The sequence below is a fragment of the Leuconostoc pseudomesenteroides KCTC 3652 genome, from assembly GCF_014634745.1.
GTDB classification, from domain to species: domain Bacteria; phylum Bacillota; class Bacilli; order Lactobacillales; family Lactobacillaceae; genus Leuconostoc; species Leuconostoc pseudomesenteroides.
The window spans coordinates 1-24,746 of record NZ_BMBP01000008.1 but is presented as its reverse complement, the minus strand read 5'-3'; the positions used below and the strand labels follow the sequence as shown (position 1 = coordinate 24,746).

Here is a 24,746-nt window from a genome sequence, read left to right as displayed (position 1 = left end):
TGGATCTGCTAATGAATCATAATCAAAAAGGCACGCGCACCTTTAAAAACGCGTCTTATTTACAAAGTTCAACTAGCATGTTGTTGTTCTTTGCGTCATGGGGTATTTGGTGGAGTTTCTACCAACTATGGTTGACTTCCGACACAAATGGTCTGGGTCTATCTGGAAGTCAAGTTGGCACTATTTTTTCCGCCAATTCATTGATCAGTTTAATTTTGATGTTTGTTTATGGCACAATTCAAGACAAACTATTCATCAAGCGACACTTACTTATTTTTAACGCTGTTATATCTACACTAATTGGTCCATTTTTTATTTGGGTCTATGCCCCTCTCCTCGTCAATCATTTTGCAATCGGTATGTGGGTCGGTGCTGTCGTGCTATCGACAGGTTTTTTATCGGCAGTTGGCATACTAGAAGCGGTCACAGAACGATTTAGTCGTGTATTCTCATTTGAATATGGTCAAGCTCGTGCTTGGGGATCATTCGGATACGCTATTGTGGCCCTACTTGCCGGTGTTTTGTTTGTGATTAACCCTCATTTAAATTTCTGGTTTGGTTCATTATTTGGTGTGCTACTATTATTGGTTCTTATATTCTGGGTGCCAAAAGAAGAGCGTGATGCGAATCATGCTGTCGAAACGTTAGCCCGCGAAGATTCAGTACCAAAGCTATCAGATATGTTACGTCTTTTAAAAATGTCTGAATTATGGCAGGTGATTATTTTCATCATGTTCACTTGGACTTTTTATAATATTTTTGATTCACAAATGTTTCCTGATTTCTATACAAAGTTATTCTCAAGTGTAGCAGTTGGCCAACAAACATACGGCACGCTCAACAGTATCCAAGTATTCTTTGAAGCGCTAATGTTAGGTATCGTACCAATTGTGATGCAAAAAGTTGGTGTCAAACGGACACTCATGATTGGTGTCGCTATTATGTTCTTGCGAATTGGCCTTTGCGGATTTAACGCCAATCCATACGCCGTTTCCGCCATTAAAATGCTGCACTCTCTCGAAGTACCTATGTTTACGTTATCAATTTTCAGATACTTTACCCTTCACTTCAATACCAAACTATCTGCTTCTCTATATATGATTGGTTTCCAGATTGCAGCCCAGATTGGACAGGTCATTTTATCAACACCATTGGGCATTCTTAGAGATCGCGTAGGTTATCAAAATACATTCCATGTCATTGCTGTCATTGTCTTGATTGCTGGTGTTTACGCGTTCTTCATTCTCAAAAAAGATACACAACACGTCGACGGAACACCTTTGGCTAACTCGTAACGCCGCAACATCCAAAACATACTTTAAGGAGACAATATGTCACACACACTCGAAAAAAAATTCTCAACGGTAACCAATGATCGCTACCGCCCTGAATTTCATTTAGCACCAACCTATGGCTGGATGAATGACCCTAATGGTTTTGTATACTTTCAAGGCTATTATCATATTTTCTATCAAAACTATCCCTACAAACCTGAATGGGGACCAATGCATTGGGGGCACGCACGAAGCCGTGATTTAATGCACTGGGAAGACTTACCAATTGCATTAACCCCTGGCGATGCTGAAGATACAGACGGCGTATTTTCGGGAAGCGCCATTGTCAAAGACGGTCGCCTTTGGCTGATTTATACGGGTCATCATTACTACGGCGACAATGATCCTGAACATTTCTGGCAAAATCAAAATCTAGCTTATAGCGATGACGGTGTTCATTTTACAAAGTATGAGCACAACCCAATTATTGCTGAAGCGCCGTCTGATAGCACGCACCACTTTCGGGATCCTAAAATTTGGGAATATGATGGCAATTACTATGTCATTTTAGGCAATCAATCACAAGATGGACTCGGTCGTGCCTTAATCTATCAATCCGAAAATCTTTTTGATTGGCAATATCTAGGTGAACTCGACAAATCACGATCTGTCGCAACCGAAGGTGACATGTGGGAATGCCCTGATTTTTTCACCCTCAACGGTCGTCATATCCTACTCACCTCACCTATGAAAATTGAAACCCAGCCCCAAAAATTACGTAATCTCTATCAAACAGGTTACTTTGTAGGCCATTACGATTACGCCAAAAATCAATTTGACCGAGGCGAATTTCAAGAATTAGATAATGGTCATGACTTTTACGCCTCACAAACTCTTTTGGCACCGGAGGGTCGCCGAATCGTTATTGGCTGGGCGGATATGTGGGAAAGCGAATTTCCTGAAAAAGCAGATGGCTGGGCAGGTATGCTCACCTTACCTCGCGAACTTATCCTAGCCAATGACCGTTTATTGATGCGTCCAGTCACCGAAGTTCGCGCTTTACGGAAACAGTTATTAAGCAGTGGCAGTTTGTCATCAGTACAAACGCTATTAGATGGTCATTCAGCAACTGTTGAAGTTCAACTCAATCTCACCGCCCAAAATTTTAACTTACACTTCCAAAATAGCAAAAAGCAAGATATTATCACGCTCAATTTTGATAATGCTAACCAGCAATTCCGACTAACACATCAGGATCATCCTCAAGATAATCGGTTTGCAACAATTGCACAATCAACAGAAATAACACTTTCCTTATATATTGATAAAAGCGTCGTTGAAATATTCGTTCAAAATGGTGAAAAAGTATTCACAGAGAGATTCTATACTAATGACGCCCCTATCATCAAAATTGACGGCAAAAATTTGTTAGGTCAGTTCACAACCTATCAACTCGAAACACACTAAACAACATTCTCCTAGCAACATTATCAAAGTTTATTATCACTTGTAGTATACTTATAGTTAGTTTTATAATGCTTATCAAATTAGGGTAAGCATTTTTATTTTTTTAGGTGATGTGATGAATTACAAATTAGAAGATGTTGCTGAAATTGCCGGCGTATCAAAAACGACAGTCTCTCGTGTTATCAATAAACGCGGCTATTTGAGCCAAGCCACAATTGATAAAGTACACGACGCTATGGCTGAACTAAACTATCAACCGAATGCAGCAGCGCAACAATTGCAAAAGAAAAAAACAAATATCGTTGGTCTGCTTTTCCCGTCAATCGCCAACCCTTTTTTTGGCGAACTCGTCGAAACACTTGAAAAGAAATTATATCAAAAGGGCTATACAGTCATTGTCGGCGATGCAACTCAGGATGCCAAAAAAGAAGAGCATTATTTAAAGCAATTACTTTCCCGCCAAGTTGATGGTTTAATTGTCGGGACGCATAACTTTAACATTCAAACCTACAATAAATACCACGGATTACCAATTGTCTCAATTGAACGCATTCTTAATGATGAAATTCCTACGATTGCCGTGAATAATTATCAAGGTGGTGTGTTAGCAACGGATTTTTTGATTAAACAAGGCGCAAAGAAAATTATTCATACCACAGATCCGTTTTCCAACAATATGCCAAGTGACCAACGACATCAAGGTTATCTAGACACAATGGTCAAGCACCACTTAACACCCATTACATGGCAAATTGATTTTGAAAAGAGCTATGCACAAAAAACAGCCAATTTTACCAAAATGCTGCAACAACATGGCGACGTTGACGCCATATTTGCAAGTAATGATGTTGAAGCAACGCAAATGCTACCCCTAGTATCAAAAATGCCATCAAAACCTATCGTAGTAGGTTTTGATGGCACACGACTCATTCAAGCTATTTTTCCAAACATGCCAACCATTGTGCAACCAATTGAACAGTTGGCAAGTGTCGCCATTGAAGTTCTTGAGAAAAGAATTGCTGGTGAAGCAACTAAGACAAAATACTTACTTGACGTTACGCTTTCACCCCAACGCTGATTGATCACAAAATAAAAATTAAGCACCAAGCAATTTTTCGATATCTGTAATCATTTCTTTAGGTGATGTATTTGGCGCAAAACGTTCAACCACTTCACCTTTTTGATTAACCAAAAATTTAGTGAAATTCCATTTAATTGCCGATCCAAAAGTACCTTTCGTGTTTTCCTTTAAGTACTTAAACAATGGATCGGTATTTTTGCCGTTCACAGAAATCAAGTGGTGCATGGGAAACGTCACGCCGTATGTCAAGCGACACGCTTCAGCGGCGTCATGACTTGAGTCCAATTCTTGTTTGAATTGATTAGATGGAAAGCCCAGAACGACTAAGCCTTGGTCTTGATAAGTTTTATAAAGCGATTCTAATTCTTCAAACTGCGGTGCATAACCACATTTTGTAGCCGTATTAACAATGATAACGGGGTGCCCTTTCAAACTGTCTAATGAGTATGTTTCCCCATTTTCTTTGATCGCTTGAAACTGGTATATATTAGCCATAATTTCTCCTTAAATCATATTTTTTATTAACGTCATTATAGCATTAGATAAGTCAAACTAAATGCTAGGCGCTCATTAGTCATGTTGTTGATTGATGCTGACTAATTTTTGCTGTACTTGTGCCAAGTATCCGGCACCAAACTGTGACAGATGGAACATCAGATAGTACAGTTGATAAAACAATATGCGTCTTTCGTACCCCGAAGTCAATGGGTAAGTTGCTTGATAACCACGGTAAAACGCATCGGAAAAGCCACCAAAAACGGTTGTAATCCCAATATCAAATTCACGATCACCATAAAATACTGCGGGATCAATTAGAATGGGTTCACCATTTAACCCAAACATATAATTTCCTGACCAAAGATCGCCGTGTAATAGTGAGGGGTGCGCTTGATAATCCACCATCAAGCGTTCAAATTGCTTGATAGCCGCTTGAAATGATAGATCTAATTCCTCCGACCACAAACCTTGATCTCGAATCATTTTTCGCAAGGGCATTAAACGTTGCTGTACAAAAAATGTTGACCAACTTTTTTGCCAAGAATTGTCAGCTGTATAAGTCCCCATTGTGAATGATTCCTCAAATCCAAATTGGCCTTGAGGACTAGTTTGCTGATGTATTCTTGCCAAGGCGGTGCCTAACGCGAAAGCATCCCCTTGTGATTGATGCGCTAAATAAGACAAAACAAGATAAGCATTATCACCCCACTCTCCTATCCGTAAGACTTGTGGCGTTTTAACAAAGCGTGCTAGACACGCTAGACCATTGACTTCATGAATAAAGAATTCCTTTTTATGATTTGGTTGCAGTAACAAAAACACTGGTCCTGTACTGCTTTCTAAACGAAAAGCTTGATTGATGTCACCGCCCCCAACAGGTGTGACTTTTGAAATTGTTCCTAAATTAAGATGTGATAAAAACGCGGCATTCATACAAATCCCTCTTTTCAATTAAAAAATAGCAATAGCCATAATGATTAATTGGCTATCACTATTATGGTCTTATACTATCAAAATCAACCATGTATTTTGTCTTCTAAATCATCGCCTAATTCATCAATTCCTTTGGCGGCAAAAATTGTACCACCAACAATCAAACCACTGACAATAAGCGTGGAAGCAAGCATAAACTTCAAAATAGATTTCAACATTGTAAGTCTCCTTTTATAAACATGTGTTTGCACGGCACCTTAATTAGTATTTAAGACTTTTTGCGCGATTGCTTAATTTCATGATAAAGGCTGAATAACAGTTGACCAACAGCCAACAAAATTGATAATTTACTCCAAAATCCTGTACTCTTTTTTACTTTTGCCATACTGAATCCTCCTGGGAATGGAATTTTGGCATTACTAACATTACGAATATTATACTTCCGTTTATTAACCAATGCAAAAAATATGCTCTCTCGACGCTTTATTTTCCTTCACGAATGGCTTGTAGTCTGGCTGGCGTCACGACTCGCTGGGCGATTTGGTCCGTAACAGAACGATGTTGTTCATCGTAGTAAGTCGCAACAGATGTGTTTAAAGAGGTTGTAAATGGTTCCGAAATTGGTCTGGCAACTTGAATTTGGTCGCCATTGATATTAATTTTTGCTGACAAAATATCCGATATTCCAGCAAAACTGTCCGTTTGCGGTACATAACGCTGAATTTCGCCGTCATTTACACTTCCCGTCATTGCCCAGTAGTTTTGTGTGAAATCAAATTGGGCATTGGGCATTGGGCTTGCCATTCTGACCAGCAAATGCAGCCTGTATCAAAATCGCAATTTGGTGCGTTAAATCAAGTGCTGCCCAAGTTGCCACGTTACTACTGCTTTGGGCACTGCTTGAACTACTAGAACTTGCGCTACTACTACTACTCGATGATGTTGTACTTGAATTCTCAGTGCTAGTTGATGATTTAGCACGATGACTTGTTGATGTTGATTTACTAGATTGATGTGCTGATTGTGATTTTTGTATCGTGTGTGATTGACTGTAAGCATACACGCCAACGCTGACCATTAGAACGACCAAAATTGTAGCAATAACTGCACCAATATATTTAGTATGTGATTTCATCTTCTCCCCTTTTTTTCATATCAAATTAACTTTAAATCTATTTGTCACTCTCTCATCCAAAACATAACAATCTTTATAATATATGATACGCTTTGTTGTCAGAAATACTTATTATTTTGCTTGTCAGATCGTTAATACGCACAAAAAAGGGACTTTATCTAAAAAGTCCCTTTTAACATGATTTAAAATCAGAGCAGATTGACCTTATTTATTAGCTCTGCCAACTAACCATGAAACAATTAGCACTAGAATAACGGCGCCAATGATTGATGGAATTAGTGCCATGCCAGCCAAGCTTGGGCCCCAAGAACCCAACAAGCTTTCACCTAACCATGAACCAATTAAGCCAGCAATGATATTACTGATCCAACCCATTGCAGCACCGCGACTAGTAATCGCACCTGCAATGGCGCCAATGATTGCACCGACAATTAGCGTCCAAATTAATCCCATTTCAATATCCCTCTTTCTCAATATTTAATACCAAAAAATAGATTAACTTTCTAAGAAATGTTAATCAAATCCCTTGGTTAATGCTTTAAGAATAACAAATATAATATTTTATTGCAAATATTATGCTCATACCATTTGAAACGAAAATGTTAGATTGTCATTAGAAACCAATCGTTTTCGGACATGCTTTTCACAAACTCATGCTATAATATCCGTAATATTAATTAAGTAAAGCATGGCCATGCAAAACTCATCAATTAATAGCGAACCATCCAACAAAAATTTGATTTAAGTTAGGAGATAGAAAATCATGCCACAAATTAGTGATGTATTTCAAAATTACGGCTTTAAAAACGATCGTCTCACGCTCCTCGCCGGCCCATGTGCCATTGAATCCTATGAAACATGTGCTGAGGTCGCCGAGACGCTAAAACAAATTACCGATGAACTCGGGATAAATTACGTTTTCAAATCATCTTTTGATAAAGCAAATCGTAGTTCTATTGATTCCCAACGAGGCGCCGGCATGGCAGCTGGTCTGAAAGTTTTAGCCAAGATTAAAGAGAATTATCATGTGCCAATCGTCACTGACGTTCATGAACCTTATCAATGTGAACCTGTAGCTGAAGTCGCAGACGTATTGCAAATTCCTGCTTATCTAAGCCGACAAACTGACTTACTATTAGCAGCTGGAAGAACTGGGCGTGTTGTCAACATCAAAAAAGCACAGTTTATGGCACCGGAAGATATTCAAACAGCTGTGGATAAAGTAGCAACAAACGACCAGCATATTCTGGTAACTGAACGTGGCACTATGTTTGGCTATCACCAGCTTGTTGTTGATATGACAAGTCTCATTCAAATGCGTGAAACAGGCTATCCCGTCATTTTTGACGCGACCCATTCTGTTCAAGTGCCAAGTGGTTACGGCAATCATTCAGGTGGTAATCGTGATTACGCCTTTCCACTGATGCGCGCGGCACTAGCCATTGGTATTGATGGCATTTTTGCTGAAGTCCACCCTAATCCACCCGAGGCAATTTCGGACCAAGACAGTCAATTATACTTGTCAAAAATTCGTCCTATTCTGGAGAATGCGAATCGAATATTTCATGAACACCTTGAAATGAAGGCGGTGTATGCCCATGACGACTTACTTTGACGATGCAAAACACACGTTCAACACTGAAATTGACGCGTTAAAATCTGTCCGAGATACTTTGGACACGACTTTTGATAGTGTAGTGGCAGCTATATTACAGACCAAGGGACGTCTCATTTTTATTGCGATTGGCAAATCGGGTATTATTGCTGACAAAATTGCAGCCTCTTTTTCATCAGTTGGCGTTCCAAGCTTTTATATTGATGCTGGTACGGCCTATCATGGTGATCTTGGTCGTGTTGCTAGTGATGATTTAGCAATTTTCATTTCTAATAGTGGCGAAACCCAAGAAGTCATTCAAACGTTGATTGCTTTGCAAGTGATTCACCACAATAATCTTAAAACTGTGGCTATCACAGGGTCAGAAGATTCTACATTAGCTAATAGTACAGATTTACTCTTAAAAGTTGATATTGCTGAAGAAGCAGACCCTACTAAATTAGCGCCGACTAGCTCAACGACGGCCACATTGGTTATGGGTGATGCTTTGTTAATTGCAATTGAAAAAGAGAAAGCATTCAAACGCGAAAACTTTGCCCTGTATCACCCAGGTGGCTCCATTGGCAAGTTATTACTCCAAAATGTTAAAAATGCCATGCACACGAAGATTCCTTATGTGCATACATCGACACCAATCAATGATGTTATCTACCGTATCAGTGATTTTGCCGTTGGCATGACGCTTGTCAAAAACGATGATGAAAAAGTCATTGGTATTGTTACCGACGGCGACATTCGTAAAAAATTTTTGGACATTAGTCAAGTCAAAAATTCTACTGCCAAAGATTACATGACAGAAGGATTCATCAGCATTAACCAAGAAGCCCGCAATAGCGCTGCTTGGAAAAAAATGGCGGCACATAATATTTCCAACTTAGTTGTCCTTGACGATAATGAAGAAGTTGTCGGTATTATCACTATTCATGATGTTTTAGATTAACAAATTAAAACACGTATCACCCATTATTTTATGAGTGATACGTGTTTTTTTAAATAGCTGACTTTTGGAATAGTAATATACCACGCAATGCGTCACTGTATGTCGTGTGCTTAACCAGCTGTTTCAATTGCTGACGAACTTGTTTTGGATGATCGGTGATGAAACCGCGCACGCCAATCACATAGGCACTGGCAACATCCGCCGAATCATTGACCGTCCAAGCATATAAATCTTTTTTGTGTTGATTAATCGCGCGCACAACCGTTTGGTCAACAGCTGAATATTCAATCGCATAAAATTGATTCGTTTTTGTGCTATCAATCGTATTCTTAACTGGTGATAACAATCCAGTTTTGACTTTCAAATAGCGGCTCGCTCTTTTTAAGGCGTTCTGATTTAACGATTGAATTTCTGAATGATTCTTTTGAATTAATGGACCATATTTCGTCTCAAATTTTTGCAATTGCTCATTAGTAATTGTATCATTGATTTTCAACTCAACTAGTAATTTCTGATGATACAAATTGGCTGTTTTGAGATAATTTTCAAACGACGACAACTTGAATGTATGCCCTGCTTCTTTTAGTTTCAGTGACTTTAAAGTCGACCATTTTGTTTGATTGATTTTATACGACTTACCACTTGTGGTAGTTACTTTCGTATTATGACTCAAAACATAAACATCATCTTTTGTTGGCTGAATGTCCATTTCAACGTAATCTGGTTTAGTTGCACTTACTTTTTTCAAGTTTTCAACGACATTTGGTGTTTGATTCGGGTTGCTAATGCCTTTGTGAGCAATCACTAAGTAACGGCCATTCGGTTGGTCTATCCATTTACCAGATAGCCACACACTCAAAACACTAACAGCAATCAAAACCAATATTGTTTGCCAATGCCATGGCTGATTCTGAACATTAACCGACTGGTGTGAGTTGTTAGGATGAGCATAATCAGCCAGCAAGTCGACAAATTTTGCTGTAATGACATAAAAAATGCCAGTCATCACTACAATCAATACATTCGCACAAACATGTCTGATTGTGACTGATGCGTATGTATCAAGTAACTGCTGTCCGTAAATAACCCCATACAAACTGAAAACAAGAATAACCACAACCAACAATAAATTGCGATAAAACTTAAAGTCAAACTGACTGCGACGCCAACTATTTTTAAAGCTCAACCCAAAACTATCTTGACCAACGACAGTCTGGTAAATCAAAAATCTCATTTTCATGACAAATAGAAAATAAAGTATGTAAACAACAATACCAACGGTCAAAGCCAACTGACTATTCAAACTATCAAGAAACGTTTTAGGAATAGTTAAGTAGTAAGATAACGGAAATTTAAAGCCAAATTGATTTAAAGGAATTGTCAAAATCAACAACAATGCAGCATATAAATGAACGCGTCCCTTTAACAAACCCGATTGAAAACGAGACCATGTTATTTTTTGCCAAAGCCACAAGAATGCCCCCAACCACAAACTAACATACACAAACCACAGTAATAGATAAACAACACCAGTGACAGCATAATTAACCCAATAGTCACCAAGATAGTTAAGTAACATTGTCAAACCATTAGTTGGTATTTGATAGGTTTTAGGCTGATAACCTTGTACCCAATTAATTAGAAATTGCGCAACAACATTAAAGATAAAAATAATACTCACAATTATAACTGTTTGACGTGATATTTTTTTACTGTTCATAGTCAAATCCCCTTTCATTTAGGAACTGGTACTGTTTTCAATTGAACTATGGTGTTATATTTTTTTAATGTTTGACGAGAAATAACCATTGCAATGGTCACTCCAATCGCCATTGGCCAGAACACTGAGTAATTAAGGTGACAAATTTCAAGAATCATGAACATTGCCATGAAAGGTGCTTGTTGGGAGGCTGATAACAAAGTTACGGCACCTAAAACAGCGCACTGCCAAATCACAAGATTAGGCCATATCTGTGATAAACCGATACCGATAATTGCGCCCATCGCTGCACCGATGGCAATGGCTGGTGTTAATGTACCACCAGCTGCACCGAAACGGATTGTCAAGACTGTCACAACAGCTTTAAGGATTCCCACAGCAATCAAAAGCCATAGGACTTGTGAGCTTTTGGTCCAAATGGCCGTCTGTGCAAGTGCTCGACCGTTGCCCATGATTTCCGGAAAGAAATACGCGACCACACCAGTTAAGAAAGCTACCAAAGGCAACTGCCACAAAATTGGCGATTTTTTGACTTGATTTTTTTCAGCCCATTGACAAATCACACGGAATAACGCACCAGCAAATCCCGTGAATGGTGCAATAATAATAACTAAAATCAAACTAATAATCGAAAAATGCGCATCCCCAACTAAATAATACGGGTGAAATCCTTTTATTAAAGATCCCATTAACATGGCTATCATTGACATCGTCAGACTCACTAACACGTTGCGTAATGATAATTTTTTTAACAATATTTCAACACAAAATAGCATACCTGTGATAGGGGCAATATAAATACCGGCAAAACCAGCACCAGCTGCCGCTGCTATCAATAAACGACGATCAGCATCAGTTAAATCTGCCAGTCCCAAATGTGATTGGAAACGTATCCAAGTTTGGGCAAGCATAGCACCTGCTTCACGAGGCGCTAACTCTCGACCAATTGATCCACCAGTACCAACATAAACAATTTGCGTGCAAACATGGACAATTGTTTGTAATACTGGCATTTTTTGACCATCCAACGCTTTTTTAATGCCAACAGTTGGTTGTGTTTTATTTCTCAAAAAATACCACACAACGGCCACCAAAAGGCCACCAACCGTCACTGAGATAAGTCTTCGAAAAGCACTAGCGGTAGGCACTGGTGCTTGTGCTGTTTCCAAATAATTTAGAAATATTTTTTCAATCAATTCCAGTAATAGACTTAAACCTATCGCGCTAAATCCAACAATCACACCCAATATGACGGTAGCAATCGTTAATGATATATTCTCTCGTGTTGCCGATGATGATCCACTGTTCTTTTTTGTGGCACTAGTATCCATTTTATCTCTCACTTTTATAACTATTTTATCAGGCAATAACATAGTCTAGATTACCACTCACTGTGCTAATGCACAATGTACCATGGTTTCCAAACAACAAATAAAAAACGCGACTGTTTTAAATTCATCACGTTTTTGTAAAATGCCAGCTATTGGCACTTGAGCGTTATCAGTCACATGAACTTAACCTATCAATGCCACCATCACCAGATAAATACTCCAACCCCAGACGATGTGTCCCAAAAATTCCGAAAAGTGCTCTGCAAATGGTTGCTTGGCAGGTGACGGAATCGTTTTTAGTAGTGGCAGTAGCACAATATGAAAAATGAACCACACAACAACCCCATATACTGTTCCCTGACCAATCGCTACAACATGATTAAATGCCTGTAAAAAAGTAAACAGCGCAGCAAATGTGATCGAAAACCCAAAATGCATGAATAGCGCCACAAAATAGATTCGTTGATCTGTGGCATAGGTCCAATAAGCATGCGTAAACGATTTAGAAAACCCAAGTTGTTGTAAAAGCTGTTGGGGTGGATTAGTCTCATCTCTAGCTTGACTTCTAGGTGGCAAAATGGCTTCCCAACCAATTTTCACCATGCCAGACAGTAGCCCAGCAATAATACCAACAAAAACTGTGTCTCCTATGATATGCAACATCTTCTCTCTACCACCTTTAAAAAATTACGTTATCAATATTCCTTCTTAATTATAGCATAATACCTACATTTCCCTGTTCTGGGTACTTTTTTAGCTGGCGCGCTAGTCAAATCGAATGCAATAAAAAAGTACGGACGCGTCCGTACTTGAATAGATTTTAATCATTTAAAACAGCAATCATAAAGTCCATAAAGTCTCTGACAAAGCGTTCCGTCTTGACACCAACTGCCACTTGCGTTGTTGTGTCTTCAAGCAAACGCTCTCGATCACCGATTGTACGACCGTAATCACCCGATTCTTGATCGTATGTCACCCTCATATTCAATGGAATCGTCAGGACATAGCTAGGATCAATCGCCACTGCAACGGCTAGTGGATCATGTAAAGCAGCACCACGATGATCAATACCAAGTTGATCATAAGCTTCAATGTAATAATCCATCAAATCAGCATATATTATACCTGCTTTAGTGCCTAGATCACGCCATTTTTGAGTGTGCTTTTTCGTCAACAATGTCCGTAAAGTTACATCTAAACCAACCATTGTCAACCGTTCTTGCTCCCTAAACACATGATCTGCAGCTTCAGGATCCTGATGAATATTAGCTTCAGTAAATGGCGTCACATTTCCTGGCACTGTCAACGCACCGCCCATTAAGGTGGTGTTGCCAATCAGGTGAGCAATTTCTGGATCGATTGTCAACGCTTTTGACAAATTGGTCAATGGACCAGTTGGTACATAAACCAATTCATCCTTATATTGGTGCGCCATTTTGATCAGAAAGTCTATGCCACTCATTGTTTCAACTTGTCGTGGTGAATGTGTTATATCAATATTACCAACACCATTATCACCATGAATTGCTTTAGAAATTGGCATCACATCAAAACTTTGTGTTGTTGAAGAATGAGATTCGCCCAAAAATACTGGCACATTGTCTGCACCTAATAAATGTAACAAATCCAATGTATTTTGTGCGGCTGTTTCAACTAATGTATTACCATAAGAAGCGATCACACCAATCAAGTCTGTACGCGGATCACATACAGCCCATGCCAATGCTAAGGCGTCATCAACACCTGTATCTAAATCTAAAATCATTTTGACAGAAGCCATGTCATTCTTCTCCTTCGAGTTGTTTATTCATATTTGGTATTTGTGCAACAAACCATTTTTCAAAGGCTGCTGCATCAATGTCTGTTGCAACATGGACATTTTTTTTACCTTGCGACCAGCGATTTTGCGTGTCAGCCACAGTGGCGCCTGCTGCTGGTCCTTGTGTAATGACATCTACCCAATAATCTGTCAACGTGTAAAATTCTGGTGCCAATAAGTAGCAGATTGTATTTACATCATGCATTGGTTTACCATCAGCTTCAGTATCACCATAAGCAGTCATCAACTGATGTAACATTTTACCGCACTCGCCAAGTTTAGCAACGGCGTCAATCGTTTTCAAAGACAGTAATGCTTTTAACGTAACATCTAAACCAATCATCACAATGTCGATACCACTTTTAAAGACAATATCAGCTGCATCAGGGTCAGTAAAGACATTAAATTCAGCCACTGAAGACACGTTACCACCAGATAATGACCCTCCCATCAGCACGAAGCGTTTAATATGCGGTAAAGCTTCTGGATACCGTTGGATGAGCTGTGCAATATTTGTGTAAGATCCGGTTGCCACGACAGTGATCGGCTCTGTCGCAGCCAGCAACGTTTCAGCCATCGCACTCACTGCATCTTGTGCAATTGCCTGATTTTTTGGCGTTTCAAAATCATAACCTGGCATACCCGAAGCACCATGGATATACGAAGCATCAACAAACGCCTTTTTGAGAGGCTTTGATGCACCCCTGGCAACAGGTACTTCTTGCCGATTAAAAAATGTGGTTAATTTGAGTAAATTAGCAGTTGTCTTATCAACACTGACATTGCCAGCCACACTAGTCAATAACTTAATGTCAAAATTAGGATTAGTTAAGGCAATTGACAATGCCACTGCATCATCAATGCCAGGATCCATATCTAAAATAATCGGTATCATGATCTATTCCTCTACAATTCTTACCAAACAAACAAACCTGCTGTGGCAGCTGAAAGCAATGATACTAATACGCCAGCCAACAACATATATGGTACACGTGCACTAATATAGTCATTCTTTTCTTTATTAACAAGTCCCTTGAAACAACCGATAATCATACCAATCGTGCCAAAGTTAGCAAAGCTTGTCAAGAATACAGTCAAAACAACACGTGCATGCTCATTTGCGAAGAAGCCTTTACCAGCCATAATCGACTTTGATACTTCACCCATCACAACGAATTCGTTAGTCACTAACTTAGTACCCATGTATTGTGCCAAACGGAAAGCATCATCAACACTGAAACCTAACAACCATGCAAATGGGAACATAATCACACCGAAAATATTTTCCAGCGTTAACCAATGCAATCCTGTCAAACTAAACAATTGGTTAATCAAAGCTGCCAGAGAAACAAAGGCAATCACAGTAGCGGTAATAATTAAAATCAACTTACCAGCACCTAAGATTGAATCTCCTAAAAATGAAAAGAATGGTTCTTTCTTTTCACCTTTTTCAGTGACATTCACAATTACATCTTCTTCAGGCGTTACTTTAGTAGGATTAAGAATGGAAGCCACAATGATAGCGCCCAAAATGTTTAAGGGAATAGCAGTCAACACATAATTACCAGGCACCATTTGTGTATAAGAACCAATGATTGCCGATGTCACACAGCTCATTGACATCATTGCTAATGTAAAATTACGCCGTGCAGACATGCTGTCCAACTGATTTTTTGAAACAGCCAAAACTTCTGTATTACCCAAAAACATCATTTCAATTGAGAAAAATGCTTCAAACTTTGGCTGTCCAGTGACAAATGCCAAACCCTTACCAATCCATTTAATCAACCATGGCAACAAACCAATATATGTCAAAATATCAAACAATGGCACAACGAGCAAAATGGGTAGCAAAGCTGAGGTTACGAAGTTTGGGCCACCATTATTTGATGTCAACCACTCAGGTAATGCGAATGCAATACCTTTTGACGCAACAGATACTAACCAGTTAAACCCATCAGCTGCACCCTGAACAGCAATTTGACCTGCCTTGAACTGCGTGAAAAACCAAGCCAAAGCAATTTCTAAGGCTAACACAACACCAACTGAACTCCAAGGAATATTCTTCCTATCATTAGAAAACAGCGCTGCAATGGCAATGAAAACAAAAATACCAAGTAAATTTACGATTAAAAACATAATCAGTTCCTCTCCTGAAAACAATAATTTTTAAGTAAAACGTTTAACCAAAAACAGTGTAGCATATTTATTTTAAAATTGGAAGCATTTTCAAAAAATTAACTGGTACAATAGATACTAAGTATGAGAACAAGGAATGAGAAGATGCATAAGATATCCATTAAGGACGTGGCAAAAAAGGCCAATGTCTCAATTACAGCTGTTTCACAAATCTTAAATAATAAGGGGGATCGCTTTTCAGCAGAAACAATCAAAAAAGTGTTACAAGCTCGTGATGAGCTGGGATACGTACCAAACAGTGCCGCTCGTAATTTAAAAGTGCGGCATAGCCGCTTGATTGGTATTATTGTTCCCTCATTTAGAATGCCCTTTTTTGCTGATATCATTCAAAGTATGCAGGACAACGCGCCTGAAGATGTGAATCTTGTATTCATTGGCTCTACTGCCGACAACTTGCAAAGTTCAATTTATTCATTAGTTGAACGTGGCGTTCAAGCATTGATTTTCGGTCGCCCGATTCCTAATCGCGATGTTGTGAATGCTTTTTTAAAAAAACGTCATATTCCTTATTTGGTATTAGACCAGAATGCCGATATCAACGCTCAAGACATGGTACAAACCAATGAATTTACCGGTGGTAGCTTAGCAGCAAGCCATTTACTGTCGTTAGGTCACCGTGATATTGCCCTCATATTACCCAATGACCTAACCGACAATATGCGTCAACGGCGTGCTGGGTTCCTTGATACGTTGTCGGCTGCCAACGTGACACCTATTTCAGTTATTTCAGCAGCGCTCTCTAAACACGGTGGTTTGGCAGTTGTTCACCAATTAATACAAAGCCAGGCAACAGCTGCTTTTATATTAAATGATGAAATGGCAATCGGTGTCTTACGCGGTCTAACTTGGCAAAATGTTAAGGTGCCTGAGGATATATCAATTGTTGGCTATGATGATACTGACTACGCTGAATTCGTGGTGCCTTCATTAACCACTATCGCCCAACCAGTCGCCGAAATTGGGCAATCAGCGTTGAATATGATTTTGCAACGTCTCGCCCATCCCAATCTTCCTTACCAAACAGCATTTTTCGACGTTAAATTAGTCATCCGAGAATCCACTGCCCAACTATCAACAGATCAATAAACCCCTTAGTTATATCATGTCCCCTGAATGCTAAAGCAACATTCAGGGGCTTTTTTACGTGCTTGACTTAAACAATCTTTTAATTTATAATAAAGTCCTAACTCAGGTAAAACGTTTAACCTCATTTTATCTTAAGGAGTAAACTATCATGACAAATAAAGTTGTGATCATTGGTAGTCTCAATATTGACACCATTCAAATGATTGAACGCATGCCGCAACAAGGCGAAACAATTGCAGTGCAAAATCAAGCTAGTACCTTTGGTGGTAAAGGCGCAAATCAAGCTGTAGCGGCTGCACGTCAAGGGGCTGATGTTACTTTCATCGGCGCAGTCGGTGATGACGAACGTGGCCGTGCCTTTAAGCAACTATTGGATGACGAAGGTATCAGTACAAAGTATATTTTTACTAAAAAGCAACCAACCGGTTCAGCAACTATTATGCTGGAAAATGATGGTCATAACACAATCATGGTGTACGGTGGTGCCAACATGGCACTTAGCGTTGCTGATATTCAGCAAGCCAAAGAAGCCATTGCTGAAGCTGATGTTGTTGTCGCACAACTAGAAGTTCCTACAGACGTTGTGGCTGAGGGATTTGCCATTGCGAGACAACATGCCGCACTGACTATTTTAAATCCAGCCCCAATTACGTCACATTTAGATGATACAATAATTCTAAATACTGACTTAATCATCCCCAATGAAACCGAGGCAGCAGCACTTGCAGGCACTGAACCAACAACCGCCCCTGAAAAATTACCTGCACTCGTTGATCAGCTAAAATCAAGGGGATTACACAACACCATCATCACCTTGGGTGGCGATGGCGTGTTCTATAACGTCAACAATCAACACAATCAATTACCCATTTTCAAAGTCAAAGCTGTGGATACCACGGCGGCTGGAGATACCTTTATTGGTACGGTTGCCGCTAACATTTCTACCAAAATGACTGATTTAGATATGATTGTTACACGCAGTTGCTTCGCAAGTTCGCTGACCGTCAGTCGCTCAGGCGCAATTGTATCCATTCCCAACAAACAAGAAGTTGACGCAGGACTTGCTAACCAAGCGAAAGTGATGACTAGAGGCTAATAATGACTGATAAAGACTTACAAAAAAAACAAGCTGCTGAGGCGGCCTTACAATATATTAAACCAAACATGATTGTCGGATTAGGTACAGGATCGACTGTGTCATATTTCCTAGAGGCGTTGGCAAAAGCAGATATCAATATTGTCGGTGTCACAACTTCACAAGTTACTAGCCAGCACTGTGCGGAGCTCAACATTCCCATTGTTGATATTGACGAAGTCGATCATATTGATGTGACTGTCGATGGCGCTGATGAAGTTGATACCTATTTGAACGGGATCAAAGGTGGCGGTGCTGCCCTCTTAATGGAAAAAATTGTCGCCAAAAACTCTAACGAAAATATATGGATCGTTGACGAAAGTAAAGTTCACGCAACTTTAGGTAGTTTTCCACTACCTATTGAAGTGATTCCTTACGGTAATGGCCAATTATTCCGTCAATTTACCGATAGAGGATTCTTTCCTAAATTAAGACGTCAAGCAAATGGTGATCCTTTAGTTACTGATGCGGGTCACTACATTATTGATTGCCATTTAAATAACATTAACAATCCGTATGCTTTAGCTGAATATTTGGAAGGACAAGTTGGCGTTGTCGAGCATGGTCTGTTCCTTAATATTTGTGATCGCGTGATCATCGGTGGTGAAACTGTGACAATTAAAGAGCGACAAAAGACGAATACGGAGCAAGTTTAATGTTATTTTTAATCATTGCTTTGGGCGCCGGATTAATTTTAGCCGCACAAAACGCTATCAATGCCGAGTTAAGCGCCTGCCTTAAATCTCTAATCGCTGCCAGTTTTCTTGGTTATGTAGTTGGGACCCTATTTCTACTCCTGTTGACCATTATAATTGGTGACTTTTCTAAAATTGCTGACCTCTTTTCAGCACCACTTTGGTTACTCACCGGTGGCTTGTTTGGCTTAATTTTTGTCACAAGTTGTATCATACTTTTTCCAAAAATTGGTGCGGTTGAAACCGTCATGTTGCCCACACTAGGTCAAATTGTCGCTGGCATGTTATTTGAAACAGTTGGCTGGTTCAACGTTGATATTATTCCCATGACGCTGCTTCGCATTGTTGGTCTGATGGTCTTATTATTAGGAACTTACATCGCTGTCGTCTTAGCCACTAAAAGAAAAACACTCGCCAGCCGTACTCAAAACAATCAAGCATCCTCACGCTTGGTCTTGCGTTTATGGGCGTTTGGCGCTGGTGTCTTATGTACTGTCCAATCAACTTTTAACGGACAACTTGGCAATCTAATTGACAGTCCAACGGTAAGTGCACTTTGGGCGTTTGTGATTGGTCTCATCGTACTCGTTTTCCTCAAGCCCAACACATGGCAAGTTCTCGTTCGTGGCATTAAAATGCCACAATCTTGGTCAGCCGGTGTTGCTGGTGGTACATTTGTGACGCTAATGTCCCTCCTAATTCCTAAATTAGGCCCTGGCTTAACCGTCAGTATTTCAACACTAGGCGTTATGGTTGGCGCAATGTTAGTGCAACAATTCGGACTGTTCAAATCATTACGTCAAAACGTCTCAATGACTCAGGTTATCGGCATTTTAATTATGCTGAGCGGCATTATTTTAATAAAAATGTTTTAAAAAAACTGTTCAATTCTAACGTGTTACTAGCGTTAGAATTGAACAGTCTTTTATTATTTTACACCACTTGCTACATCCGCATGATAAATGTATGAACGTGTCATTGGTAGATTAGTGCTCGAGGCACCTTTCGTCAGCAAATACTGAACAACATCAATATTGCCTGATTCAAATGACGCTGCACAAGCTTGCAAATATAAATCCCACATACGATAGAAACGCTCACCGTATCGAGATGTCACACTTCCACTGACATCGTGAAAGTTATCGGTCCAAATTTCAAGTGTTTTTTGATAATGTCGGCGTAGCGGCTCCAAATCATCAACCTGCAAATGAGCATCCATAATATGGTCAATATTCTCCGCCAAATTAGGAATATAACCACCCGGGAAAATGTACTTATTGATCCATGCATCGACACCAGCACCTTTATGTTGGCCAGTGATACCATGAATCAAAGCAGTACCATTTTCAACAAGTAATTGGTCAACTTTTGAAAAATAGGCCGCCAGGTTTTCTTTACCAACATGCTCAAACATACCAACCGAGGTAACATGGTCGTACTGCTCTTTTAGCTCGCGATAATCTTCTAGGTAAACAGTTACTTGACTCGTCAAACCTTCTGCTTTAATTTTGTCTGAGACAAAATCATACTGTTGCTGACTAAGGGTCACACCAGTAGCTTTTAGACCGTACTCTTTGGCAGCTGTGAATAACAGAGTTCCCCAACCGCAGCCAATGTCTAATAGTGTTTCACCTTCTTGGGCATGCAACTTGTTGAGAATGTGACGCACTTTATTCATCTGTGCATCTTCTAAAGTATCACTGTCACTGGCAAAATAAGCACAAGAATACGTCATGGTTTTATCCAACCACATCTCATAAAAATCATTACCAATGTCGTAGTGACTTTGAACATCGTTTTTGCTGACCTTTTCAGAATGTGAGTGCTTAGGAATCAGTTTAGAGAACTTGCTATTATTGAAAAAGCTATCTTGTGACCGGTAAGCCAATGTAACTAATTCTTGTAAGTTACCTTGAATCTCAATTTTGCCATCCATGTAGGCTTCACCAAAAGTAAGTGAAGCATGGGCAACAATTTCTTTAATCGGAATGAGCTCATGCATAATGATTTTGGCAATTGATTCACCTTCACCAAAATGCACTGTTTCCCCATCCCAAAATTCAACGTCGATTGGGGCGTCAAAACTGGACTTTAAAATTTGCTTGTAAATCGCTTTGTCAATCATAAATTCCCCTTTTCTAACATAAAGCTATTTTAGAAAAGCATGAATTCAAAGTCAAATCAAAACATTATCACAACACCAATTCTTAAAAATTTAGATATCAATAAATAACACAAAAAACGACATTTTTTCCGGTCTTAAACGAGGCGAATAGCTTCCATTACGATATAAAATTCATTTTTTGTCAACAATTTTTAAACGACAAAATCAAAGCACTAGGCATCGTAAACCAAATCAAGATTCATAAAAGCAAATTTATGCCGTAACGCTGTCACAATTTTTTGTTTCTGTTGTGCTAATCCTTTTAGGTTAATATCGCCGTTAACTGTGCCATTAATTAACACTTTCACTCTATAAGCCATTCCTGTTTTATAAATGACACATGATTTTACTAAAATATCATCTGCTAAAGTTGTTCGAACAATATGCTCTACTTTTTGTTGAACTTGCTCATTTCGAAGCACGCCGCCACTGATTTCAATAAAAGCAAGTTTAATGACTTGAAAGGGATTATTGAGCCCTATATACCAAGGCTTTATCGAATAAAGTGTACAAATAATGTACAAATAGAAAAAAACACCGACCAGATTAATTTCCAGTCGGCTTTTTTGTGTAATATATTTTCTGTCAGAGGAGAAAGAGAATACTCAATTAATATATTCGCCCTAGATTATATGAACATTGAAACCCAACGGGAATACATTTTTTATCAGTTCCCCCATTTCCTGTTGGGTTGCCCAATTATGCGCTCTATTGATTATATGAATATTAAATAGAAAAAAAGACCCGCACCAGTTAGCGGGTCAATGTATGGATCATCAATACTCCGGAGTATTATGATACACCCAGTCTATTACTTTTTCCTATTTTAAGCAAATAAAAACCCAACAATCTGCGCTGATATCAGAAGGATGGACGTTAAACTTTGATATCGATTGTTGAGCTGACTATATATTATCACTCTTACTTTTTGAAAGCAAATAAAAAAGAAACACATCAGATGTGCTCCTTAAACATAAAAGAAATGTAGCAGTTTTCGGAGAAGCTACGTACTACATTCTATCGGACTTACTTTACAATAGCAAATAAAAACCCAACAAGTTGAAAACAATTTCAGAATGGACGCCTCCATTATTAAAAAGTGATTGTTGGGCTACACTTATTCTACCCCTATTTGATTGCTGTGTGAATTAAAACCCAACAACCAAGCATTTCACTTAAAAGACGGGCACGTCATGAAATGGTCGACGATGATTGCTGGGTAGTGTCAACATAAGACTTACTTATTGTAAGCTATTTGAATTTTAATTGCAAATAAAAACCTAACAAACAGTAATGTGTATACTTACGACCGTATTTGTTAGGCTATTTGTATAGTATCACTCTTACTTTTTGAAAGCAAATAAAAAAAGAAACACATCAGATGTGCTCTTTAAATCTAACAGAAGTGTAGCAATTTTTCAGAGAAAGCTACGAAATATATTGTAAATCACTTACTTTAAAATAGCAAATAAAAACCGGTTACAACTAATGAGCGGTAGTATAGTGAATTTCTCAGCAAGAAACAATGGTACATAAAGGTTTCAAAACTAAAAAATAAAGAAGGAGCACTTGCTGAGTGCGGCCAATCTCTCATGACTACAAAAATATTTTACTATATGAAATAAAAATTTACAACAAAAAAACCCCAACAGGGACAAGCCAAATTTTAAAGAGTAAATATGATCTGCGTAATCACGCCAGTAGTAAGTAACCTAGAAAGAATACGCCTGTTGGGGCAACAAACACAGTCGTAGTCATTAAGACTACAAAATTATTCTAATTCATAATAAATATTTTTGTCAAATAAAAAATCAGGTTAGCGTAAACTAACCTGATACTGGACGCGTATTTTCTTTGGGGAGAAAATACATTATAATTTCAATGGCAAGAAATTACTCTTTTATTTTATATAAACATGTAAAATATTGCAAACAAAAAGCCCGACAAGGTATATTCGTTCAACTCATGATTTCACATATTTTGTAAAGAAGATTTTTAAGAAAGCTGTCGGGCTAAGTAGTCACCTACTATGCTTATATATTATCACTACATACTTTAAATAAGCAAACAAAAAGCTCAACAACACGTAAACATAAAAACCAAAAGCGATAACATTCAAAAGAGCAGTTGTTGAGCTGTGTCATTATAATACCATGTAATTGATTTTTGGGTAATAAAAAAGCTCAACAGTGTAACATCAATTAACCTGCCGAGCATGTAGTCCACTCTTGAAAAGACCACTCGTTTATTTTAACACAAATAAAAACCCAACAACCTGTAAACGGTATGCTGCGAACAGCAAGATGTTGAGCCTGTTATTATTCTACTACGTCACCTTAGAATTGCAAACAAAAACCCAACAAATTGAAAACGATCCCATAAGGAAGAGCTCGTGAGAGCATGAAACCGATTGCTGGGTCTGTAGTCCACTCTTGAAAGAACTACGACTCTATTTTATCACAAATTAAAACCCAACGATCATTGTGCGATATCGGTAGACATCTAGGTCTAGTTCCGATAATGATTGCTGGTTAGTGTCAACATAAGACTTACTTATTGTAAGCTGTTTGAATTTTAATTGCAACCTAAAACCCAACAAACATATCAGATTCGAAATTGGGGTAACTCATCATGATTTTGTTGGGCTATTTAATGGTATCACTTGTGCGGGTTGAGGGCAAATAAAAAAGGATCCCTGTTATGGTGGTTATCCTTTGAAAGGTATCTTTCCTGTATCAACTAAGTTCTTAACAAAACTATGCAATCCTACTTTATCATTAACCGTTAACTTAGCAACCGGCTTGTTTCTCAATATATAATCAGTTGTAATGTTATACGTTCTGTGGCAGTCAACATATGACTCTTTTTTTAATCCTGCTTGTTGCCACTCTATAATAGGATAATATAGCTCTTTGATTTTTTCTGGTTTTTTATCGTAATCACTGGTAACTTTTAGTAATTTAATATATCCATCCGACATGCTTAATACTAAAGCAGGTCTAGTTTTTGAATCACTTTTGTCTTCATACGGTATGTTTACCACGTAAACTTTCATCCTGGGATCTAATTCACTCATTAACCATTAACCATCCAGTCATGGAAATTAGGTGACTTCTTTTCATCGTATTTTCCGTTTTCGTCAATATCAACCACCTCCGTAGGATAGCTAGCAAACAAATCGTCCCAATCTAACTTGCTAGGTTCTTTTGAAACGATTAGTTCCTGATTGTCGTTCAAGGTAAAAGTCAATTTATCTCCCTTTTCTATGTTCAACTTTGTTCTGAACTTAGCTGGTATGCTAACTTGACCCTTTGCCGTTACTGTTCCGATTCCTGTATTTGTCATGTTTTATCCTCCGAAGTAATACATATTACGTAATACGTATTACCTATACATGAATTATATATTGTTTGTATATTTTTTGTCAAATAAATTTGCCGTTTTGCTAATTTATAATTATCATCAAGACACAAAAACCGCCCAACCAGAAATATGATACACTCCCTTATGCTCTTATACTAAAAAAATGGACTATTTTTATTCAGTCCGTAAAATGAAAGTATAGGAGTATTTTTATGTCAATTCGTTATTCACAAGATTTTAAAGATTCACTGGTTAAACTTCACCAAGAAGGACGTTCACTTAAGTCATTAG

25 protein-coding genes are annotated in these 24,746 nt (G+C 38.6%); 9 read left to right on the top strand and 16 right to left on the bottom strand.

Features of this window, described 5'->3' with window-relative positions:
- Window positions 1–11 precede the first annotated feature (11 nt).
- From IEU65_RS07870 to IEU65_RS07860, 3 genes are all read left to right on the top strand, one after another.
- Window positions 12–1,295 (top strand): MFS transporter, encoded by a 1,284-nt coding sequence (locus IEU65_RS07870; protein WP_010281837.1) that lies wholly within the window; start codon window positions 12–14, stop codon window positions 1,293–1,295.
- A gap of 36 nt (window positions 1,296–1,331) precedes the next feature.
- Window positions 1,332–2,741, top strand: a complete 1,410-nt coding sequence (locus IEU65_RS07865; protein WP_010281841.1) for a glycoside hydrolase family 32 protein — start codon at window positions 1,332–1,334, stop codon at window positions 2,739–2,741.
- Between the two features lie 115 nt (window positions 2,742–2,856).
- Window positions 2,857–3,819, top strand: a complete 963-nt coding sequence (locus IEU65_RS07860; RefSeq protein WP_148422866.1) for a LacI family DNA-binding transcriptional regulator — start codon at window positions 2,857–2,859, stop codon at window positions 3,817–3,819.
- Window positions 3,820–3,837: 18 nt separating this feature from the next.
- Here the strand turns inward: IEU65_RS07860 and IEU65_RS07855 are convergent, their stop codons facing one another.
- From IEU65_RS07855 to IEU65_RS07840, 6 genes are all read right to left on the bottom strand, one after another.
- A complete protein-coding gene (locus IEU65_RS07855; RefSeq protein ID WP_010281845.1) occupies window positions 3,838–4,317 on the bottom strand; it encodes a glutathione peroxidase in 480 nt (159 codons plus the stop codon).
- 75 nt (window positions 4,318–4,392) lie between these two features.
- Window positions 4,393–5,253: a fructosamine kinase family protein gene (locus IEU65_RS07850; RefSeq protein WP_010281849.1), complete on the bottom strand. Its 861-nt coding sequence runs from the start codon at window positions 5,251–5,253 to the stop codon at window positions 4,393–4,395.
- Between the two features lie 83 nt (window positions 5,254–5,336).
- A complete protein-coding gene (locus IEU65_RS10475) occupies window positions 5,337–5,471 on the bottom strand; it encodes a hypothetical protein (protein ID WP_010281853.1) in 135 nt (44 codons plus the stop codon).
- Between the two features lie 265 nt (window positions 5,472–5,736).
- Window positions 5,737–6,057: a hypothetical protein gene (locus tag IEU65_RS10400; protein WP_242455657.1), complete on the bottom strand. Its 321-nt coding sequence runs from the start codon at window positions 6,055–6,057 to the stop codon at window positions 5,737–5,739.
- Window positions 6,026–6,388, bottom strand: coding sequence for a hypothetical protein (locus IEU65_RS10395; RefSeq protein ID WP_010281862.1), 363 nt, complete (start codon window positions 6,386–6,388; stop codon window positions 6,026–6,028). Before IEU65_RS10395 ends, IEU65_RS10400 begins: the two co-directional genes overlap by 32 nt.
- 204 nt (window positions 6,389–6,592) lie before the next feature.
- Window positions 6,593–6,841 carry a GlsB/YeaQ/YmgE family stress response membrane protein gene (locus IEU65_RS07840; RefSeq protein WP_031941091.1) on the bottom strand — a complete coding sequence of 83 codons (249 nt, stop codon included), beginning with the start codon at window positions 6,839–6,841 and terminating at the stop codon, window positions 6,593–6,595.
- A 310-nt stretch (window positions 6,842–7,151) separates the two neighbouring features.
- Here IEU65_RS07840 and kdsA point away from each other — a divergent pair, with 310 nt between their 5' ends.
- Together kdsA and IEU65_RS07830 are read left to right on the top strand one after the other, a co-directional pair.
- Complete coding sequence (gene kdsA / locus IEU65_RS07835; protein ID WP_010281869.1) at window positions 7,152–8,003, top strand: 3-deoxy-8-phosphooctulonate synthase; 852 nt, start codon at window positions 7,152–7,154, stop codon at window positions 8,001–8,003.
- Complete coding sequence (locus IEU65_RS07830; RefSeq protein ID WP_010281873.1) at window positions 7,987–8,943, top strand: KpsF/GutQ family sugar-phosphate isomerase; 957 nt, start codon at window positions 7,987–7,989, stop codon at window positions 8,941–8,943. The genes kdsA and IEU65_RS07830 overlap by 17 nt, the downstream gene beginning before the upstream one ends.
- Window positions 8,944–8,992: 49 nt before the next feature.
- Here IEU65_RS07830 and IEU65_RS07825 read toward each other — a convergent pair whose 3' ends face one another.
- From IEU65_RS07825 to IEU65_RS07800, 6 genes are all read right to left on the bottom strand, one after another.
- Window positions 8,993–10,663: a glycerophosphodiester phosphodiesterase family protein gene (locus IEU65_RS07825; protein ID WP_010281877.1), complete on the bottom strand. Its 1,671-nt coding sequence runs from the start codon at window positions 10,661–10,663 to the stop codon at window positions 8,993–8,995.
- Window positions 10,664–10,677: 14 nt separating this feature from the next.
- Entirely contained in the window at window positions 10,678–11,994 is a 1,317-nt protein-coding gene (locus IEU65_RS07820; protein WP_031941092.1) for a chloride channel protein, read from the bottom strand.
- Window positions 11,995–12,177: 183 nt separating this feature from the next.
- The gene (locus IEU65_RS07815; protein ID WP_010281885.1) at window positions 12,178–12,657 is read right to left on the bottom strand and encodes a DUF1440 domain-containing protein; all 480 of its coding nucleotides are present in this window, start codon (window positions 12,655–12,657) and stop codon (window positions 12,178–12,180) included.
- A 157-nt stretch (window positions 12,658–12,814) separates the two neighbouring features.
- Window positions 12,815–13,774, bottom strand: a complete 960-nt coding sequence (locus IEU65_RS07810) for a nucleoside hydrolase (protein WP_010281889.1) — start codon at window positions 13,772–13,774, stop codon at window positions 12,815–12,817.
- 1 nt (window position 13,775) lies between these two features.
- Complete coding sequence (gene rihC, locus IEU65_RS07805; protein ID WP_010281894.1) at window positions 13,776–14,708, bottom strand: ribonucleoside hydrolase RihC; 933 nt, start codon at window positions 14,706–14,708, stop codon at window positions 13,776–13,778.
- A gap of 20 nt (window positions 14,709–14,728) precedes the next feature.
- Entirely contained in the window at window positions 14,729–15,952 is a 1,224-nt protein-coding gene (locus tag IEU65_RS07800; RefSeq protein ID WP_010281897.1) for a NupC/NupG family nucleoside CNT transporter, read from the bottom strand.
- 144 nt (window positions 15,953–16,096) lie between these two features.
- Between IEU65_RS07800 and rbsR the strand changes: the two genes are divergently transcribed.
- The 4 genes from rbsR (at window position 16,097) to IEU65_RS07780 (ending at window position 19,803) form a co-directional block, all read left to right on the top strand.
- A complete protein-coding gene (gene rbsR / locus IEU65_RS07795; protein WP_010281901.1) occupies window positions 16,097–17,098 on the top strand; it encodes a ribose utilization transcriptional repressor RbsR in 1,002 nt (333 codons plus the stop codon).
- A gap of 148 nt (window positions 17,099–17,246) precedes the next feature.
- Window positions 17,247–18,194, top strand: coding sequence for a ribokinase (gene rbsK, locus IEU65_RS07790; protein ID WP_010281905.1), 948 nt, complete (start codon window positions 17,247–17,249; stop codon window positions 18,192–18,194).
- 2 nt (window positions 18,195–18,196) lie between these two features.
- Entirely contained in the window at window positions 18,197–18,889 is a 693-nt protein-coding gene (gene rpiA / locus IEU65_RS07785) for a ribose-5-phosphate isomerase RpiA (protein WP_010281914.1), read from the top strand.
- On the top strand, window positions 18,889–19,803 hold the full coding sequence (locus IEU65_RS07780) for a DMT family transporter (RefSeq protein ID WP_010281929.1): 915 nt from the start codon (window positions 18,889–18,891) through the stop codon (window positions 19,801–19,803). Before rpiA ends, IEU65_RS07780 begins: the two co-directional genes overlap by 1 nt.
- 53 nt (window positions 19,804–19,856) lie before the next feature.
- Here IEU65_RS07780 and IEU65_RS07775 read toward each other — a convergent pair whose 3' ends face one another.
- The 4 genes from IEU65_RS07775 to IEU65_RS07760 form a co-directional block, all read right to left on the bottom strand.
- Complete coding sequence (locus IEU65_RS07775) at window positions 19,857–21,053, bottom strand: SAM-dependent methyltransferase (protein WP_168441515.1); 1,197 nt, start codon at window positions 21,051–21,053, stop codon at window positions 19,857–19,859.
- Window positions 21,054–21,265: 212 nt separating this feature from the next.
- Window positions 21,266–21,514 (bottom strand): hypothetical protein, encoded by a 249-nt coding sequence (locus IEU65_RS07770; RefSeq protein WP_188352243.1) that lies wholly within the window; start codon window positions 21,512–21,514, stop codon window positions 21,266–21,268.
- 2,285 nt (window positions 21,515–23,799) lie between these two features.
- Window positions 23,800–24,168 carry a hypothetical protein gene (locus IEU65_RS07765; RefSeq protein WP_010277757.1) on the bottom strand — a complete coding sequence of 123 codons (369 nt, stop codon included), beginning with the start codon at window positions 24,166–24,168 and terminating at the stop codon, window positions 23,800–23,802.
- The gene (locus IEU65_RS07760) at window positions 24,168–24,437 is read right to left on the bottom strand and encodes an AbrB/MazE/SpoVT family DNA-binding domain-containing protein (RefSeq protein ID WP_010277753.1); all 270 of its coding nucleotides are present in this window, start codon (window positions 24,435–24,437) and stop codon (window positions 24,168–24,170) included. The genes IEU65_RS07765 and IEU65_RS07760 overlap by 1 nt, the downstream gene beginning before the upstream one ends.
- Between the last annotated feature and the right edge of the window lie 309 nt (window positions 24,438–24,746).

Excerpts from the sequence above, each read along its gene's own strand:
- IEU65_RS07870 (WP_010281837.1), top strand. The coding sequence starts at position 12 with ATGAATCATAATCAAAAAGGCACGCGCACCTTTAAAAACGCGTCTTAT.
- IEU65_RS07865 (WP_010281841.1), top strand. The coding sequence starts at position 1,332 with ATGTCACACACACTCGAAAAAAAATTCTCAACGGTAACCAATGATCGC.
- IEU65_RS07860 (WP_148422866.1), top strand. The coding sequence starts at position 2,857 with ATGAATTACAAATTAGAAGATGTTGCTGAAATTGCCGGCGTATCAAAA.
- IEU65_RS07855 (WP_010281845.1), bottom strand. The coding sequence starts at position 4,317 with ATGGCTAATATATACCAGTTTCAAGCGATCAAAGAAAATGGGGAAACA.
- IEU65_RS07850 (WP_010281849.1), bottom strand. The coding sequence starts at position 5,253 with ATGAATGCCGCGTTTTTATCACATCTTAATTTAGGAACAATTTCAAAA.
- IEU65_RS10475 (WP_010281853.1), bottom strand. The coding sequence starts at position 5,471 with ATGTTGAAATCTATTTTGAAGTTTATGCTTGCTTCCACGCTTATTGTC.
- IEU65_RS10400 (WP_242455657.1), bottom strand. The coding sequence starts at position 6,057 with ATGGCAAGCCCAATGCCCAATGCCCAATTTGATTTCACACAAAACTAC.
- IEU65_RS10395 (WP_010281862.1), bottom strand. The coding sequence starts at position 6,388 with ATGAAATCACATACTAAATATATTGGTGCAGTTATTGCTACAATTTTG.
- IEU65_RS07840 (WP_031941091.1), bottom strand. The coding sequence starts at position 6,841 with ATGGGATTAATTTGGACGCTAATTGTCGGTGCAATCATTGGCGCCATT.
- kdsA (WP_010281869.1), top strand. The coding sequence starts at position 7,152 with ATGCCACAAATTAGTGATGTATTTCAAAATTACGGCTTTAAAAACGAT.
- IEU65_RS07830 (WP_010281873.1), top strand. The coding sequence starts at position 7,987 with ATGACGACTTACTTTGACGATGCAAAACACACGTTCAACACTGAAATT.
- IEU65_RS07825 (WP_010281877.1), bottom strand. The coding sequence starts at position 10,663 with ATGAACAGTAAAAAAATATCACGTCAAACAGTTATAATTGTGAGTATT.
- IEU65_RS07820 (WP_031941092.1), bottom strand. The coding sequence starts at position 11,994 with ATGGATACTAGTGCCACAAAAAAGAACAGTGGATCATCATCGGCAACA.
- IEU65_RS07815 (WP_010281885.1), bottom strand. The coding sequence starts at position 12,657 with ATGTTGCATATCATAGGAGACACAGTTTTTGTTGGTATTATTGCTGGG.
- IEU65_RS07810 (WP_010281889.1), bottom strand. The coding sequence starts at position 13,774 with ATGGCTTCTGTCAAAATGATTTTAGATTTAGATACAGGTGTTGATGAC.
- rihC (WP_010281894.1), bottom strand. The coding sequence starts at position 14,708 with ATGATACCGATTATTTTAGATATGGATCCTGGCATTGATGATGCAGTG.
- IEU65_RS07800 (WP_010281897.1), bottom strand. The coding sequence starts at position 15,952 with ATGTTTTTAATCGTAAATTTACTTGGTATTTTTGTTTTCATTGCCATT.
- rbsR (WP_010281901.1), top strand. The coding sequence starts at position 16,097 with ATGCATAAGATATCCATTAAGGACGTGGCAAAAAAGGCCAATGTCTCA.
- rbsK (WP_010281905.1), top strand. The coding sequence starts at position 17,247 with ATGACAAATAAAGTTGTGATCATTGGTAGTCTCAATATTGACACCATT.
- rpiA (WP_010281914.1), top strand. The coding sequence starts at position 18,197 with ATGACTGATAAAGACTTACAAAAAAAACAAGCTGCTGAGGCGGCCTTA.
- IEU65_RS07780 (WP_010281929.1), top strand. The coding sequence starts at position 18,889 with ATGTTATTTTTAATCATTGCTTTGGGCGCCGGATTAATTTTAGCCGCA.
- IEU65_RS07775 (WP_168441515.1), bottom strand. The coding sequence starts at position 21,053 with ATGATTGACAAAGCGATTTACAAGCAAATTTTAAAGTCCAGTTTTGAC.
- IEU65_RS07765 (WP_010277757.1), bottom strand. The coding sequence starts at position 24,168 with ATGAGTGAATTAGATCCCAGGATGAAAGTTTACGTGGTAAACATACCG.
- IEU65_RS07760 (WP_010277753.1), bottom strand. The coding sequence starts at position 24,437 with ATGACAAATACAGGAATCGGAACAGTAACGGCAAAGGGTCAAGTTAGC.